The organism is Burkholderia sp. BCC1208, assembly GCF_902833095.1.
GTDB lineage: Bacteria > Pseudomonadota > Gammaproteobacteria > Burkholderiales > Burkholderiaceae > Burkholderia.
Genome location: NZ_CADFDY010000013.1, coordinates 183,245 through 199,181 on the forward strand (window position 1 = coordinate 183,245; position 15,937 = coordinate 199,181).

18 protein-coding genes are annotated in these 15,937 nt (G+C 66.0%); 9 read left to right on the forward strand and 9 right to left on the reverse strand.

Annotation, left to right across the window (positions count from 1 at the left end):
- Positions 1-129: 129 nt before the first annotated feature.
- Genes htpG through HWX09_RS29790 form a run of 3 tightly spaced genes read left to right on the forward strand, consistent with a single transcriptional unit; the run spans position 130 to position 3,121 of the window.
- On the forward strand, positions 130-2,028 hold the full coding sequence (gene htpG, locus HWX09_RS29780) for a molecular chaperone HtpG (RefSeq protein WP_027785072.1): 1,899 nt from the start codon (positions 130-132) through the stop codon (positions 2,026-2,028).
- 8 nt (positions 2,029-2,036) lie between these two features.
- On the forward strand, positions 2,037-2,633 hold the full coding sequence (locus HWX09_RS29785) for a chorismate lyase (protein ID WP_027785071.1): 597 nt from the start codon (positions 2,037-2,039) through the stop codon (positions 2,631-2,633).
- On the forward strand, positions 2,633-3,121 hold the full coding sequence (locus HWX09_RS29790) for a DNA-deoxyinosine glycosylase (RefSeq protein ID WP_027785070.1): 489 nt from the start codon (positions 2,633-2,635) through the stop codon (positions 3,119-3,121). The genes HWX09_RS29785 and HWX09_RS29790 overlap by 1 nt, the downstream gene beginning before the upstream one ends.
- Positions 3,122-3,384: 263 nt before the next feature.
- On the opposite strand, the gene HWX09_RS29795 is transcribed toward HWX09_RS29790, so the two are convergent.
- The 3 genes from HWX09_RS29795 to HWX09_RS29805 form a co-directional block, all read right to left on the reverse strand.
- Positions 3,385-3,819, reverse strand: coding sequence for a hypothetical protein (locus HWX09_RS29795; protein WP_080681356.1), 435 nt, complete (start codon positions 3,817-3,819; stop codon positions 3,385-3,387).
- Positions 3,797-4,390, reverse strand: a complete 594-nt coding sequence (locus HWX09_RS29800; protein ID WP_027785069.1) for a nucleotidyltransferase domain-containing protein — start codon at positions 4,388-4,390, stop codon at positions 3,797-3,799. Before HWX09_RS29800 ends, HWX09_RS29795 begins: the two co-directional genes overlap by 23 nt.
- Before the next feature lie 102 nt (positions 4,391-4,492).
- Entirely contained in the window at positions 4,493-4,747 is a 255-nt protein-coding gene (locus HWX09_RS29805) for a DUF5336 domain-containing protein (RefSeq protein ID WP_027785068.1), read from the reverse strand.
- Positions 4,748-5,015: 268 nt separating this feature from the next.
- On the opposite strand from HWX09_RS29805, the gene HWX09_RS29810 reads away from it, so the two are divergent.
- From HWX09_RS29810 to HWX09_RS29820, 3 genes are all read left to right on the forward strand, one after another.
- The gene (locus tag HWX09_RS29810) at positions 5,016-5,933 is read left to right on the forward strand and encodes a spermidine synthase (protein WP_027785067.1); all 918 of its coding nucleotides are present in this window, start codon (positions 5,016-5,018) and stop codon (positions 5,931-5,933) included.
- A gap of 198 nt (positions 5,934-6,131) precedes the next feature.
- A complete protein-coding gene (locus HWX09_RS29815; protein ID WP_027785066.1) occupies positions 6,132-6,374 on the forward strand; it encodes a DUF3311 domain-containing protein in 243 nt (80 codons plus the stop codon).
- Positions 6,371-7,921, forward strand: coding sequence for a sodium:solute symporter family protein (locus tag HWX09_RS29820; RefSeq protein ID WP_027785065.1), 1,551 nt, complete (start codon positions 6,371-6,373; stop codon positions 7,919-7,921). Before HWX09_RS29815 ends, HWX09_RS29820 begins: the two co-directional genes overlap by 4 nt.
- Before the next feature lie 88 nt (positions 7,922-8,009).
- Here HWX09_RS29820 and HWX09_RS29825 read toward each other — a convergent pair whose 3' ends face one another.
- The 5 genes from HWX09_RS29825 to HWX09_RS29845 all read right to left on the reverse strand — a co-directional run bounded on the left by HWX09_RS29825 (position 8,010) and on the right by HWX09_RS29845 (position 13,143).
- Positions 8,010-8,465 (reverse strand): VOC family protein, encoded by a 456-nt coding sequence (locus HWX09_RS29825; protein WP_027785064.1) that lies wholly within the window; start codon positions 8,463-8,465, stop codon positions 8,010-8,012.
- Between the two features lie 242 nt (positions 8,466-8,707).
- The gene (gene tal / locus HWX09_RS29830; RefSeq protein ID WP_027785063.1) at positions 8,708-9,661 is read right to left on the reverse strand and encodes a transaldolase; all 954 of its coding nucleotides are present in this window, start codon (positions 9,659-9,661) and stop codon (positions 8,708-8,710) included.
- A gap of 170 nt (positions 9,662-9,831) precedes the next feature.
- On the reverse strand, positions 9,832-11,043 hold the full coding sequence (locus HWX09_RS29835) for a benzoate/H(+) symporter BenE family transporter (RefSeq protein WP_027785062.1): 1,212 nt from the start codon (positions 11,041-11,043) through the stop codon (positions 9,832-9,834).
- A gap of 54 nt (positions 11,044-11,097) precedes the next feature.
- On the reverse strand, positions 11,098-12,273 hold the full coding sequence (locus HWX09_RS29840) for a VWA domain-containing protein (protein ID WP_027785061.1): 1,176 nt from the start codon (positions 12,271-12,273) through the stop codon (positions 11,098-11,100).
- 27 nt (positions 12,274-12,300) lie between these two features.
- Positions 12,301-13,143 carry a MoxR family ATPase gene (locus HWX09_RS29845; protein ID WP_027785060.1) on the reverse strand — a complete coding sequence of 281 codons (843 nt, stop codon included), beginning with the start codon at positions 13,141-13,143 and terminating at the stop codon, positions 12,301-12,303.
- A 245-nt stretch (positions 13,144-13,388) separates the two neighbouring features.
- On the opposite strand from HWX09_RS29845, the gene HWX09_RS29850 reads away from it, so the two are divergent.
- Both HWX09_RS29850 and HWX09_RS29855 read left to right on the forward strand, forming a co-directional pair.
- On the forward strand, positions 13,389-13,748 hold the full coding sequence (locus HWX09_RS29850; RefSeq protein ID WP_027785059.1) for a c-type cytochrome: 360 nt from the start codon (positions 13,389-13,391) through the stop codon (positions 13,746-13,748).
- A gap of 40 nt (positions 13,749-13,788) precedes the next feature.
- Positions 13,789-14,148: a cytochrome c gene (locus HWX09_RS29855; RefSeq protein ID WP_006490657.1), complete on the forward strand. Its 360-nt coding sequence runs from the start codon at positions 13,789-13,791 to the stop codon at positions 14,146-14,148.
- A gap of 101 nt (positions 14,149-14,249) precedes the next feature.
- Here the strand turns inward: HWX09_RS29855 and HWX09_RS29860 are convergent, their stop codons facing one another.
- Complete coding sequence (locus HWX09_RS29860) at positions 14,250-14,684, reverse strand: DUF1841 family protein (protein WP_027785058.1); 435 nt, start codon at positions 14,682-14,684, stop codon at positions 14,250-14,252.
- 285 nt (positions 14,685-14,969) lie between these two features.
- On the opposite strand from HWX09_RS29860, the gene HWX09_RS29865 reads away from it, so the two are divergent.
- Positions 14,970-15,899: a DMT family transporter gene (locus HWX09_RS29865; RefSeq protein ID WP_027785057.1), complete on the forward strand. Its 930-nt coding sequence runs from the start codon at positions 14,970-14,972 to the stop codon at positions 15,897-15,899.
- Positions 15,900-15,937 lie beyond the last annotated feature (38 nt).

Sequence of the window (15,937 nt, forward strand, 5' to 3'; positions counted from 1 at the left end):
CCGCGTGCCGTCCCCAGATAGGCGCGCAAACCGCCGGCGCCAGGCGGTCGTCCTTCGTGGGGCCGCCGGCATCGCGCGCCGGGCGCCGGCGTTACCCCTTTTCAGTTCAAGTAAGAGGAAACAATATCCATGGCACATGAAACGATGAGCTTTCAGGCAGAGGTCAAGCAACTCCTCCACCTGATGATCCATTCGCTCTACAGCAACAAGGAAATCTTCCTGCGCGAACTGGTGTCGAATGCGTCCGACGCAGCCGACAAGCTGCGTTTCGAAGGGCTCGCGGACAACGCGCTGTACGAGAACGATCCGAACCTGCGCATCCGCATCGGCTACGACAAGGCCGCGCGCACGATCACGATCGACGACAACGGCATCGGCATGAGCCGCGACGAGGCGATCGCGAACCTCGGCACGATCGCGCGTTCGGGCACCAAGGAATTCTTCACGAAGCTGTCCGGCGACCAGCAGAAGGACGCGGCGCTGATCGGCCAGTTCGGCGTGGGCTTCTACTCGGGCTTCATCGTCGCGGACAGGATCACCGTCGAAACGCGCCGCGCGGGCCTGCCGGCGAGCGAAGCCGTGCGTTGGGAAAGCGCCGGCGAGGGCGATTTCACGATCGACGCGATCGAGCGCGCGCAGCGCGGCACGACGATCACGCTGCACCTGCGCGAAGGCGAGGACGACCTGCTGTCGTCGCACCGCCTGAAGTCGATCGTCCAGAAGTACTCCGACCACATCGCGCTGCCGATCCTGATGCAGAAGGAAGAGTGGGATCAGGAAAAGGGCGAGATGGTCCTGAAGGACGAGGACGAGACCGTCAACCAGGCGAGCGCGCTGTGGACGCGTTCGAAGAGCGACGTCACCGACGAGCAGTACACGCAGTTCTACCAGCACATCGCGCACGATCATCAGGATCCGCTCACGTGGACCCACAACCGCGTCGAGGGCCGCAGCGAATACACGCAGCTGCTGTTCGTGCCGGCGCACGCGCCGTTCGACCTGTGGAACCGCGACTATCGCGGCGGCTTGAAGCTGTACGTGAAGCGCGTGTTCATCATGGACGACGCCGAGCAGTTGCTGCCGCAATACCTGCGCTTCGTGAAGGGCGTGGTCGATTCGGCCGACCTGCCGCTGAACGTGTCGCGCGAGATCCTGCAGGAAAGCCGTGACGTGAAGGCGATCCGCGAAGGCGTGACCAAGCGCGCGCTGTCCATGCTCGAGGAACTCGCGAACGCGGAAGAGGATGCCGGCAAGGAGAAGTACAAGACGTTCTGGGGCGCGTTCGGCCAGGTGCTGAAGGAAGGCCTCGGCGAGGACCACGCGAACCGCGAACGCATCGCGAAGCTGCTGCGCTTCGCGTCGACGCACGGCGACACCGACGCGCAGGACGTGTCGCTCGCCGACTACGTGTCGCGCATGAAGCCCGAGCAGAGCAAGATCTACTACGTGACCGCCGATACGTGGCAGGCCGCGAAGAACAGCCCGCATCTGGAAGTGTTCCGCAAGAAGGGCGTCGAGGTGCTGCTGCTGACCGACCGCGTCGACGAATGGATGCTGTCGTTCCTGCACGAATTCGACGGCAAGCCGCTCGCGAGCGTGGCCCGCGGCGATCTCGATCTCGGCGAGCTGAACGACGAGGAGAAGAAGGCGCAGGAGCAGGCCGGCGAGGCGATCAAGCCGGTCGTCGAGAAGATGAAGGAAGCGCTCGGCGACAAGGTGAAGGAAGTGCGCGTCACGTTCCGTCTGACCGATTCGCCGTCGTGCCTCGTCGCGGACGACAACGACATGAGCGGCTACCTGCAGCGGATGCTGAAGGCCGCCGGCCAGAACGCGCCTGCGATGCAGCCGATCCTCGAGATCAATCCGGAGCATGCGCTCGTGAAGCAGCTGAATGCCGACAGCGCCGATTTCGGCGACTGGTGCCATCTGCTGTTCGATCAGGCGCTCTTGGCCGAAGGCGGCATGCTCGACGATCCGGCGAGCTTCGTGAAGCGGACCAACGCGCTGCTGCTGTCGCGCGCCGCGTGAACGTGCGCATGCGATTCGACGGCGCTCGGGCCGGCTGGCGCGAGACGCCGCGGCCTGGCTGCACGCTCGACCAGCGCGACTGGCTGACGCGCGGCGGATCGCTGACCGCGCATCTCGCGCGGCTCGGCCGCGTGAACGTGCGCGTGACGCGCGAGGCCGTCGACCGTGCGTGGTTCGACGAGCCGGATGCACTCGCCAGTTCGCCGCGCGCGCCGATGTGGGTGCGCGAGGTGATCCTGTCGGTCGACGGCACGCCGTACGTCGCCGCGCACAGCATTGCGCCGCTCGCGGCCAGCAAGGGCGTGTGGCAGGCGATGCGGCGGCTGCGTACGCGGCCGCTCGCGGAGCTGCTGTACAGCGATCCGCAGGTCGAGCGCTCGGCGCTCGTGAGCCGGCGCGTGATCGCCGGTCATCCGCTGTATGCGCTCGCGAGCCATGCATTGCAGGGCGCGCGTGCGCCGCATGCGTTTGCCGCGCGGCGCTCCGTGTTCCAGCGTCACGGCAAGCCGCTGATGGTCACCGAGTGCATGCTGCCGGCGCTGTGGCGCCATCTCGATGCGTACGGCGATGGGCCGCGATCGGTCGGGCCGCACGGAAGCGCGTGATGTTGCAAGGCTTTCCGCCGGTCGTCGCGCCGAATACGCACACGATGATTCTCGGCAGCTTTCCGGGCGAGGCGTCGCTCGACGCCGCGCAGTACTACGCGCATCCGCGCAACCAGTTCTGGCGACTGCTCGGCGCGGTGCTCGGCGAGCCGACGCTGCATGAACTGCCGTACGACGCGCGGCTCGAGCGCGTGCTGTCGCACGGCATCGGCATCTGGGACGTCCTCGATGCGTGCCACCGGCAGGGCAGTCTCGATTCGGCGATCCGGAACGCAAAGCCGAACGACTTCGATTCGCTGCGCGAGCATGCGCCGTTGCTGAAGCGCGTGTGCTTCAACGGCAAGACGGCAGGGCGATTCGCCGACGTGATCGGCCAGGCCGGGTACGAAACGCTCGTGCTGCCTTCGTCGAGCCCGGCGAATGCGATGCTGTCGTTCGAGCAGAAGCTGGCGTGTTGGCGCGAGATTCTTTCCAGCCGGCTTCCATAGCAATCGCTTTCCTGCTGATCGCGCACCGCAAGGCTCGTCACCGTCCGATGGTCGTCGGTCTCGAACAGCGCGACATATTCCGACGCACCGAACGGAATGATCGATTCCCGCAGAAACGGCACGGGGAAACCGCAGGTCGACGTGGACCATTGCCGCTCGTCAAGTCCAGCAAATTCGATGCTTTCGTTTGAACAGAAGCAGGTGATATGGCGCGGACTGCGCTTCCGAGACTCGCCGGATTTCGAGTATTCGGTGAAGCAGTATCAGGTGGGCGGTAGCAGATGTTTGAGTCGAGATACGGTTTCAACGAGCTCGGTCGTAAGCCCGACCAACTCGGCCGTCAAACTCGCTGGGAGATCTATGTTGCCCTCGTATCCGGCCGCGTTACGCCGCCGATGGCAGGTATCGAGCACGCGCCACTTTTCGGTTGGCCATCCGATCGTGTGTTCGAGGCACTGAAAAACCAGGTATCTGTCGTCACTCCGATATCCATGAGCCCGCAACGCGGCGCGTGATGCGGCGTGAGCAGCGTCGTAGGCGAGAATGAACTGGCTTTCCGTTGCCATTGCGCTACTGCTTGTGACGGTGTCGAGCAAGGTTCGAGCGAGGCCAAGCAGATGCTCGAATTCGCTGCGGTTCGCCGGGAAAGGTTTTAGTTTTCCAATGCGTACGAGGTTATCCAATCTGTTCGATGTCATCCTCGATTCCTATAACCATAAGCTTCGGCTGGCGCAGCACTTCCGCAAGAAATGGATGATTGTTGCGCTTCCGTTCGAGAAACTCGCCGGGAATGTACTGGGTAATCTGGATCGCCCGGCCGAGCTGCCGTTCAGCCGGCTCGAGTGCGGCCATGATTTGTCCATAGCTGAGGGTCTCACTGACCAACATAATGTCGACATCACTGCCTGCGTGGTCGCTGCCTTGGGCAACCGAGCCGTACACAAAGGCGAGTTTTATCTCTGAAGCCAGCGATGACAGCGCTTCGCGGAGTACCTCGACGACCCCGAAAGTTTTGAGCACGATGAGCCGCAGCTCGCTGAAAATGGGGCTGCCTGCGAAGGCCCGTACCTGTTTGAGATTGGCGATGCGTCGGGTTTCGATGAGCCCGCCTTTTTCGAGGCGATTCAATTCGCGCTGGACGCTGGCGCTGCCCAGATTCGTCAGCCGAATCAACTCCTTGACGTGAAACCACTGTTCGGGCCGCCCAAACAGGCAGGCCAGAATGGGTTGCTGTGCGTTGGAGAAAAGGGCGTCGCCGAGCTTGGTCATAGGTTGCGATGTTAGCACGATCGAGCCAAAAATTAGCACGATCGAGCCGGATTTTGGCTCGGGCGATTCGTGCTTGATGCCGATGTCGGCCGTCCGCGGCGCTCAATCGTCCTTGCCCCATCGCCACCGCGGTTTCTCGCCCTTGATCCAGCACACCGCGGTCAGTAGTGCGACCAGCACCACGATGCACGCGCCGAACGCAACCGGCGAGCGTTGCGGCGGCAGCAGCGACGCGCTCGCGACAATTCCGATCGCGAACAGCAGCAGTACGACCCAGCCCTGCCATGCCACTGGCAAACCCCATCCCCATCCGTAGCGTTTCGCCGGAAACCAGATATTCCTGTCGTTCGACCTCATGGTGTCCCCTCATCGTCTGCCGGTTGTGGCGAGGATGGTCCCGTGAGCCGGCGTGGCGCTGACGATAGCGCATCGCTTCGCAAAAGCGGCCAGCTCCGTCAGCGAGCTTCCTTCCGTGTGGTTGCCTTGCATTATCGTGCACGCCGCTCACGGCGTGCGAATGGATCGCGGGCGCACAACGGCCGGGCGGGCTCCGACCGTTCGTCCTCCCACCAATGCTATCCTCTCGTCCGCTCATCCAGCGTCACCCCAGCGAGATTCAATCATCATGACCCGACTGATCAAGCGCGCGTCCGCCGAGGCGCGCGCGTTCAAGCAACGCAAGGCGTCCGCCTACAACGGCTCCGAAAAGCTCCAGCCGCCGCGCGTGAAGCGCCGCCCGGACATCGACGAACACGACGACGTGCCGGTGCTCGAAGCGCCGCGCAAGCCGCGCTTCGCGCCCGTCACGTTCTCCGAAGAGGGCGGCGTGCGTTTCCTGCATTTCGGCACCGAATGGGTGCAGGGCGCGATGCGGATCTCGAAGCCGCTGCATATCGAGCTCGAATACGCGCAGCAGATGATGGCGTGGCTGCTGTTCCTCGAAACGCCCGAGCGGATCGTCCAGCTCGGCCTCGGCACCGGCGCGCTGACCAAGTTCTCGCATCGATTCCTGCCGCACGCGAAGGTCGAGGCCGTCGAGCTGAACCCGGCCGTGATCGTCGCCGCGCGCACGATGTTCGCGCTGCCGCCGGACGACGCGCGCCTCGCCGTGCACGAAGCCGACGCGTGGGATTTCGTCAACGATCCGGCCAACCGCGGCACGACCGGCGCGATTCAGATCGACCTGTACGACGCGACCGCGCGCGGCCCCGTGCTCGACAGTGTCGCGTTCTACCGCGCGGTGCGCGGCTGCCTCGCCGATGCCGGCATCGCGACGATCAACCTGTTCGGCGATCATCCGAGCTTCGTGCGCAACATGAAGCACCTGAACGCGGCGTTCGATCACCGCGTGATCGCGCTGCCCGAAGTGCACGACGGCAACCGGATCGCGATCGCGTTTTCGGGCCCCGCGCTCGACGTGCCGTTCGCGCAGCTCGACGCCCGCGCGAAGCTGATCGAGGACACGCTGAAGCTGCCCGCGCGCAAGTGGGTGAAAGCTTTGAAAGCAACGACCGGCGCGCGCGACGCGGCGTTCGCGATCTGACGCCGGATGCATCGGCGACAGGCCGGTGCAACCCGCGACAAGGGGCGGATCACCTCGGGTTCGCCCCTGCTTGACCGCGTGCTCGCGGCTCCTATACTGGCGCGAAGCCAGGGGCGCCGCAGCCTACCCGTTTTGCTGCTCCTCTCGCTGCCGTACCCGCTCAACAAGATCGATAACCGGGATAGAAGAGGAGACGTCATGGCTCACGATGCCGACGCCAACCGGACCGCCAAGCGCTGGCTCTGGCTGCTGGTACTGCCGCTGATCGCGATGGTCTGGGTGCCGTCGTACAGCAAGATCGAACCGCAATGGTTCGGTTTTCCGTTTTTCTACTGGTACCAGTTGCTTTGGGTCTTCATCAGCGCGGTGATTACCGCGTTCGTGTATTTCAAGACCAAGAACGCGTGGAAGGCGAGCGGCACGCAAGGAGGTGCGCAATGAATCTCGGCGCGACCTTCGTCTTCGTCCTGCTGTTCATCGGCGTCACGATCATCGGTTTCCTGGCCGCGAACTGGCGGCGCGGCGATCTTGCCCATCTCGACGAATGGGGCCTCGGCGGACGCCGCTTCGGCACGGTCGTCACGTGGTTCCTGCTCGGCGGCGATCTCTACACGGCCTACACGTTCGTCGCGGTGCCCGCGCTCGTGTTCGGCGCCGGCGCGATGGGCTTCTTCGCGCTGCCGTACACGATCCTGATCTATCCGTTCGCGTTCGTCGTGTTCCCGAAGCTGTGGAGCATCGCGAAGCGGCACGGCTACGTCACGGCCGCCGATTTCGTCAACGCGCGCTACGGCAGCCGGATGCTCGCACTCGCGATCGCGGTGACGGGCATCCTCGCGACGATGCCGTACATCGCGCTGCAGCTCGTCGGCATCGAGGTGGTGATCGGCGCGCTCGGTTTCGACACGACCGGCTTCGTCGGCGACCTCCCGCTGATCATCGCGTTCGCGATCCTCGCCGCCTACACGTACACGTCGGGGCTGCGCGCCCCCGCGATGATCGCGATCGTGAAGGACGTGCTGATCTACATCACGATCGCCGCCGCGGTCATCGTGATCCCCGCGAAGCTCGGCGGCTTCGGGCACATCTTCGCCGCGGTGCCGCCCGCGAAGCTGCTGCTGAAGGCACCCGACGCGGCGAGCCTGAACGGCTACAGCGCGTATGCGACGCTCGCGATCGGCTCGGCGCTCGCGCTGTTCCTGTATCCGCACTCGGTCACGGCGATCCTGTCGTCGTCGTCGGGCAACTCGATCCGCCGCAACATGGCGATGCTGCCCGCGTACTCGTTCGTGCTCGGCCTGCTGGCGCTGCTCGGCTACATGGCGCTCGCCTCCGGCGTGAAGGACATGCCGCAGTACGCGCCGTACTTCAAGGCGTTCGGCCCGAACTTCGCGGTGCCCGCGCTGTTCCTCGAGTACTTCCCGTCGTGGTTCGTCGGCGTCGCGTTCGCGGCGATCGGCATCGGCGCGCTGGTGCCGGCGGCGATCATGTCGATCGCGGCCGCGAACCTGTACACGCGCAATATCCACCGCGAATTCGTGAACCGCAACATGTCGCACGACCAGGAGACGCACGTCGCGAAGCTCGTGTCGCTGATCGTGAAGGTCGGCGCGGTGGCGTTCATCCTCGGGTTGCCGCTGACCTACGCGATCCAGTTGCAACTGCTCGGCGGGATCTGGATCATCCAGACGCTGCCGGCGATCGTGCTCGGCCTGTACACGCGCGTGCTCGACCATCGCGGCTTGCTGGCCGGCTGGGCGGCCGGCATCGTCTGCGGTACGTGGATGGCGATCTCGCTGAAGCTGGCCACTTCGATCTTCACGATCCACCTGTTCGGCCTCGCGATCCCCGGCTATGCGGCCGTGTGGTCGCTGGTCGTGAACCTGGTGGTGTCGGTGGCGGTGAGCGTGCTGGTGCGCGTGATGGGCATGGCGCATGCGGAGGATCGCACGCGGCCGGAGGATTATCTCGACGTCGTCGAGGGTTGAGACGGGCCGTGCGCGGCGGCGTGCCGCGCACGCGCCGGGCAGCAACGAAAACGCCCGCCACCGCAAGGTGGCGGGCGTTTCATTTGCGTCAGCCCTGCGCGCGTTTCGCGAGATCCTCGCGCTGCGACAGATCCTCGACGTTGACCATCCAGTGCACGCCGAAACGGTCCTTCGCCATCCCGAAGCCGAGCGCCCAGAACGTCTTGCCGAACGGCATCGTCACTTCGCCGCCGTCGGCGAGCGCATTGAACAGCTTCTGGCCTTCGTCGACCGTCGCCGGGTTCAGCGACAGCGAATAGCCGGCGTGCGCGGCGCCGGCAGGCTGGCTGCAATCGCCGTCCGAGCACATGATCATCGAGTCGCCGATCGTGAAGCTCGCGTGCATCACCTTGTCGCTCATTTCCGGCGACATCGGGTAATCGGGATTCGGCGGTGCGTCCTTGAAGTGCATCTTGAACATCGTTTTCGCGCCGAGTGCCTTTTCGTAGAACTGAAGGGCTTCGTCGGCACGACCGTAGAACGTCAGGTACGGTTGAACTTGCATCGTTGTCTCCTGGGATGAGCCGTGCCGGCGCGTCGGCGCTGGCTTGGCGTCGTGCAAGACTGACTGGGAAAGGGGCACATCGGGAGGCGGCCGCCGCACCCGTGACGTGGATTGTAGTGCGCGCGCTTGACGATGGAATGAAAAATAAAAACGGCCGCGAACATCACGTTCGCGGCCGTTTGCAGCGCGCGTGCCGACGGCTACCGCCAGTCGTGCTGACAGCAACTGACGCGCGACGCGGCTCAGCGCAGCGCGTCGATCAGCTTCTCGAGCTTCATTGCGTCGGCGGCGAATACGCGGATGCCTTCGGCGAGCTTTTCGGTCGCCATCGCTTCGTCGTTCAGCTGGAAGCGGAACGACGCCTCGTCGATCGCGACGCGCTCGGCCGGCTTGTCCTGCAGCGTTTCCGGCGACAGCTTGCGTGCGACCGTCTCGTTGCTCTCCTGCAGCTTCTGCAGCAAATCGGGACTGATCGTCAGCAGGTCGCAGCCGGCAAGCTCGGTGATCTGGCTCGTCGTGCGGAAGCTCGCGCCCATCACTTCGGTCTTGTAGCCGAACGTCTTGTAGTACGTATAGATGCGGCGCACCGATTGCACGCCCGGATCGTTCGCGCCGCCATCCCGCGCTTCATTCCATTCCGCGCCGGCCTGCTTCTTGTACCAGTCGTAGATGCGGCCGACGAACGGCGAAATCAGTTGCGCGCCGGCTTCCGCGCACGCGGCGGCCTGCACGAGCGAGAAAAGCAGGGTCATGTTGCACTTGATCCCTTCCTTCTGCAGCACCTCGGCCGCGCGGATGCCTTCCCACGTCGACGCGAGCTTGATCAGGATGCGCTCGCGGCCGACGCCGGCGGCTTCGTACAGCTTGATGAGCTCGCGGCCCTTGTCGATCGAGCGCTGCGTGTCGAACGACAGGCGTGCGTCGACCTCGGTCGACACGCGGCCGGGGATCAGTTTCAGGATTTCGGTGCCGAATGCGATCAGCAGGCGGTCGATGATGAAATCGGTGCTTTCGTTGCGATGATCGCGGACGGTTTTCTCGAGGATCGGCTTGTACGCATCCTTCTGGACGGCCTTCAGGATCAGCGACGGGTTCGTGGTCGCGTCCTGCGGCTTGTATTGCGCAAGCTGCTGGAAGTCGCCCGTGTCGGCGACGACGGTCGTGTACTGCTTCAGCTGGTCGAGTGCGGTAGTCATGGCGATTCGGAAGAAGAGCGCGGGGCGCCGGGTTCTCACGGGCCGCGCGCGAGCGCGGCGGCGAAGCGAAGCGGCGCCGGGCGCCGCTTCCGATCCATCATTTTAGGCCCGATTCGTGTCGGGCACGTTTTGGCGTGTCGGGCGCGCGCCGCGGCGGGCGGCGAGCCGCGTCACGCGGGGCGCCGCGCGTTCAGGATCACCTGCGTGACGACGCCCGCGACGAGCCCCCAGAACGCCGAGCCGATCGACAGCAGCGTGAGGCCCGACGCGGTGACCATGAACGTGACGAGCGCCGCTTCGCGCTGCTTCACGTCCTGCATCGCGTTCGCGAGCCCGCTCATGATCGAGCCGAACAGCGCGAGCGCCGCGACCGACACCACGAGCGCCTTCGGCAGCGCCGCGAACAGCGCGGCGATCGTGGCGCCGAAGATGCCGGCGACCAGGTAGAACGTGCCGCACCACACGGCGGCCGTGTAGCGCTTCGCATGATCCTCGTGCGCTTCGGGGCCGGTGCAGATCGCGGCCGTGATCGCCGCGAGATTCACGCCGTGCGAGCCGAACGGCGCGAGCAGCAGTGACGCGAGGCCGGTCGTCGCGATCAGCGGCGACGACGGCGTCGGATAGCCGTCCGCGCGCAACACCGCGATGCCCGGCACGTTCTGCGACGCCATCGCGACGACGAACAGCGGAATGCCGATGCTGACGATCGACGCGATCGAGAACGCGGGCATCGTGAAGACGGGCTGCGCGAGCGCGATGCGGAAATGGCTGAAGTCGAGCAGGCCGAGGCCGCCGGCCGCCGCCGTGCCGACGATCAGCGTCGTGACGATCGCATAGCGCGGCGCGAGCCGCTTCACGATCAGATAGGTGAAGAACATCGCGAGCACGAGCGCGGTCTGGAATTGCGCGGCGCGGAAGATCTCGATGCCGATCTCGAACAGGATGCCCGCGAGCAGCGCGGCCGCGATGCCGGCCGGAATGCGCTTCATCAGCGTGTCGAACAGCCCGCTGACGCCGACGGCCGTCAGCAGCAGCGCGCATACGACGAACGCGCCGATCGCCTCGGGGTAGGGCACGCCCGGCAGCGACGCGATCAAGAGCGCGGCGCCGGGCGTCGACCATGCGACGACGACGGGTGCGCGAAAGCGCAGCGACAGGCCGATGGTCGTCAGCGCCATGCCGATCGACAGCGCCCAGATCCAGGACGAGATCTGCGCATCGGTGAGGTGGGCGGCGCGGCCGGCCTGGAACATCAGCACGAGCGAGCTCGTGTAGCCGGTCATCATCGCGACGAAGCCGGCGACGAGCGCGGAGACGGACGTATCGGCGAAAAAGCGGCGGCCGCGGGCGCGGCCGGCGCTCGCGGTGGGCGAAGGGTTCATGCTATCTCCGGGGCGGCCGCTCGGACGCGGCCGGTGTATCTGCGGGTGGGGTCGTTACTTGCTGAGTGCGCGCATCGCGGTTTCGAGGCCGGCGAGCGTGAGCGGATACATGCGCTGGCCGAGCAGGTCGCGGATGACCGCGACCGACTGGCGGTACTCCCATAGCCGCTCGGGCTCGGGGTTCAGCCATGCATGATGGGGGAACTGGTCGGCGAGGCGGCGCAGCCACACGGCGCCGGCTTCCGGATTGTTGTATTCGACCGAGCCGCCGGGCTGCAGCACTTCGTACGGGCTCATCGTCGCGTCGCCGACGAAGATCAGCTTGTAGTCGGGCGTGAACTTGTGCAGCACGTCCCACGTCGCGGTGCGTTCCGAGTGGCGACGGCGGTTGTTCTTCCACAGGTGGTCGTACACGCAGTTGTGGAAGTAGAAGAATTCGAGGTGCTTGAATTCGGCCTTCGTGGCCGAGAACAGCTCTTCGGTGCGCTTGATGTGGTCGTCCATCGAGCCGCCGACGTCGAGCAGCATCAGCACCTTCACGTTGTTGTGGCGCTCGGGCACCATCCGCAGATCGAGCCAGCCGGCGTTCGCGGCCGTGCTGCGGATCGTGCCGGGCAGGTCGAGCTCCTCGGCCGCGCCTTCGCGCGCGAAACGGCGCAGCCGGCGCAGCGCGACCTTGATGTTGCGCGTGCCGATCTCGACCGAATCGTCGTAGTCGCGGTACGCGCGCGCTTCCCACACCTTCACCGCGGTGCGGTTGCCGTTCGACGGGCCGCCGATGCGCACGCCTTCCGGGTTGTAGCCGCCGTGCCCGAACGGCGACGTGCCGCCCGTGCCGATCCATTTGTTGCCGCCTTCGTGGCGTTCCTTCTGCTCGTCGAGCAGCGCCTTCAAGCGCTCCATCAGCTTGTCGAGCCCGCCCATCGCGTCGATCTGCGCCTTCTCCTCCGGCGACAGCTCGCGCTCGAGGCGCTTCTCGAGCCAGTCGAGCGGGATGTCGAACGCCTCGGACGGCAGCGTGGACACGCCGTGGAAATACGCGCCGAACGCCTGGTCGAACTTGTCGAAGTACTGCTCGTCCTTGACGAGCGTCATCCGCGCGAGGAAGTAGAACGCATCGATCGACGGCGAGATCAGCCCGGCCTTCAGCGATTCGAGCAGCGTCAGGTATTCCTTCACCGAGACGGGCAGCTTGGCTGCGCGCAGCGCGTAGAAGAAATTGAGCAGCATGGCCGGGCCTTCGCGGGTGAGGGAGGATTACCGGTTGTGCCGGTTCATGTAGACGAGCCGTTCGAGCAGGCTCAGATCCTGCTCGTTCTTCAGCAGCGCGCCCGCGAGCGGCGGCACGATCTGCTTCGCGTCCGCGCCGCGCAGCGCGTCGGCCGGGATGTTCTCGGCGAGCAGCAGCTTCAGCCAGTCGAGCAGTTCGGATGTGGACGGCTTCTTCTTCAGGCCCGACACGCCGCGCAACTCGAAGAAACTCTCGAGCGCCGCGCGCAGCAACTCCTCGCGGATGTCGGGGAAGTGCACCGCGACGATCTTCTGCATCGTCGCCGGGTCCGGGAACTGGATGTAGTGGAAGAAGCAGCGGCGCAGGAACGCGTCGGGCAGCTCCTTTTCATTGTTCGACGTGATGATGACGAGCGGGCGGTGCTTCGCGCGGACCGTCTCGCGCGTCTCGTACACGTGGAACTCCATCCGGTCGAGCTCGCGCAGCAGGTCGTTCGGGAATTCGATGTCGGCCTTGTCGATCTCGTCGATCAGCAGCACGCTCGGGTGCTCGGCGTCGAACGCCTGCCACAGCACGCCCTTGACGATGTAGTTCGCGATGTCCTTCACGCGCTCGTCGCCGAGCTGCGAGTCGCGCAGCCGCGACACGGCGTCGTATTCGTACAGGCCCTGCTGCGCTTTCGTGGTCGACTTGATGTGCCACTGCAGCAGCGGCATGTCGAGCGCGGCGGCCACTTCCTCGGCGAGCATGGTCTTGCCGGTGCCGGGCTCGCCCTTGATCAGCAGCGGGCGTTGCAGCGTCAGCGCGGCATTGACCGCGAGCTTCAGATCGTCGGTGGCGACGTAGTGCGAGGACCCTTCGAAACGCATGGCGGCGCTCATCTTTCTCGGGAAAAAAACCCAGTATAAGTCAGAAGGGCTGTGCGGTTGGGCCGCGCCCGCGTATCGTAGCGGGGCTGTGGCGAGGCGGACCGGGGCGCCTGGTGGACGCATTCCCCGCCGGCGCGGTACAATCTGGCCGTTTTTTTTGGCCTGCGTGGCGATCCGATAAGCAAAACGGCGCGGGCCGTTGCCGCTTAGGCGCCAGTTTCCCCTCAAGCTAGGTTACAAGAGCTATGAACAAATTCGTCGGCAAACACGTCGTTGTCGCAGCGCTCGTGGCGCTCGCGGGCAGCGCGCAGGCGGCCGGTGTGGTCGGCAACCCGAAGGACGGGGCGAGCAAGGCCGCCATGTGCATCGGTTGTCACGGCATCCAGGACTACCGCGCGGCGTACCCGGAGGTCTACCGGGTGCCTGTCCTCGGCGGCCAGAACCAGCAATACCTCGAGAACGCGCTGAAGGCCTACCGCAAGAAGGATCGTCACTTCCCGTCGATGAACGCGGTCGCCGGTTCGCTGACCGATCAGGACATCGCGGATCTGTCGGCGTACTACGCCGCCCAGAAGGCCGACACGAAGGACAACCCCTACAAGTAAAGCGCGCGCCGCCGATCTCTCCGGCGGGACAGGAGCATTCATGAACAACGCATTCAAGACGGCGGCGGTGGCACTGGCGGCCGGCCTCGCGATCGGTACCGCGCACGCCGCGGACATCTCGAAGGGCAAGGAACTGGTCGAATCGCACAACTGCGCGGCCTGCCACGGCGCGCAGCTGAACAAGCCGATCAACGCGGAGTACCCGCGCCTCGCCGGCCAGCACGCCGACTACCTCGTGTGGGCGATGCGCCAGTACCAGATGGGGCTGACGAACCCGCTGCTCGGTCGCAACAACGCGATCATGCAGGCGCAGGTACAGAACCTGTCGGTCAGCGACATGAAGGACATCGCGTCCTACATCGAGTCGCTGAAGGAAACCGACCTCGTGTTCAAGAAGTAAGCGCGACGGCCCTTGCGGGCTCGCGCAGCAAGGATGCCCCGCCTCGGCGGGGTATTTTTTTGTCCGCGGGCCGGCGCGGGTCGATGTGCCGGCCCGCACGCTCAGTCGCGCGACGCGCGGCGCAGGATGCGCTGCAGGTACGCGTCGGTATCGGGCGGCGTGTTCGTGCGCTGCGCTTCCCAGATCGTCTCGCCGAGGCATTCCATGATCGCGTGCTGCGCGTCGTGGGTCGAGTCGAGCTTCGCGGCCAGCTTGTCGTGCGCGGCGCGGATGCCGGGCGGCTGGTCGATCGACAACTGCTCGCTGATCGCGAGGTGCATCGACAGGTGCAGGAACGGGTTCGTGCGGCCTTCCTCGGGCGTGTAGTCGCGCGCGGCCGCGCCGTCGGCGTCGGCCAGTTCGTCGTGGTATTCGGGATGCTCGACGATCCAGTCGGCTGCGATCGCTTCCAGCGGCGTCAGGATTTCGCCCGCGCGCTGCTTGCGCCAGGTCTCGGTGAAAAAGCGACGCACTTCGTCGCGGCTTGGATTGAACATGGTGGGGAAACGTCGTGATTCGGGCGGCGTCATGCCGCATCGCGCATTGTACGCCGGAGCGGCGTGCGGCGCTGAAGACGGCCTGGCGGTGAGGCGGCACGCGGTAGGGGCGAACTGCGTGGCGGTGCGGGTGCGCGGCGATGGCCGGTTGAATCCGCAGCCAGTTGCGGCCGCTCCGTACCGGATCGGAGAAACGGGTAAGCGTGAACGGACCCTAGGCTTGCCGCCGTCGCGCCGCTAAACTCCGACGATTCCCTTCACCGCGCCGTTCTCATCCGTTCCGTCATGGCCGCCACCGCCCGCTCCTCGTCTGCCGCCCTGCAGGGCGCGCTCTATGTCGCGTTGTCCGCCGCCGCGTTCGGCGCGATGGCGATTTTCGGCCGCTACGCGTATGCGGCCGGCGTCGACGTGCTCGGATTGCTGATCGTGCGCTTCGCGATCGGCGGCGCGGTGCTCGCCGCGATCGCGCGGCACCGCCGCGTCGCATGGCCACGGGGGCGAACGCTCGCGCCGCTGGTGGCGATGGGCGCGTTCGGCTACGTCGGGCAGTCGTTCTGCTATTTCAGCGCGCTGCAGCACGCGCAGGCGAGCCTCGTCGCGCTGCTGCTGTACCTGTATCCGGCGTTCGTCACGCTGCTGGCCGCGTGGTGGCTCGGCGAGCGCCTGACGCGGGCGAAGGCCGTCGCGCTGGTGTTGTGCGTCGCGGGTTCGGCGCTGATGGTCGGCGGCGGGCACGGCGAGCCGCTCGGGATCGCGCTCGCGCTAGCGGCCGCGGTGATCTACTCGCTGTACATCGTCGGCGGCACCAAGGCGACGCGCGGCGTCGATCCGCTCGCGACCACCGCGATCATCTGCCTGTCGGCCACCGCGACGCTCGTCGCGATCGCCGTCGTGCGCACGGCGGCGTTCGGCGCGCCGCCGCGCTGGCCTGCGACGGCCGGCGGCTGGGCGTCGATGCTCGCGATCGCGCTCGTATCGACGGTCGCGGCCATGCTCGCGTTCTTCTCGGGGCTCGAGCGGCTCGGGGCCGCGCGCACGTCGATGCTGTCGACGCTCGAACCGGTCGTGACGGTCGCGCTCGCGGCACTGCTGTTCGGGGAGGCGTTGTCGCCGCTGCAGTGGGCGGGCGGCGTCGCGATTCTGGCGGCCGTGCTGGCGCTCGTGCGCGCGGGCGGCGCGGCCGCCGACGACGCGACGGCGACGTCCAACGCCTAGCCGGGAAAGGGCGCGGGCGTCGCGATGGCGTGTACGGA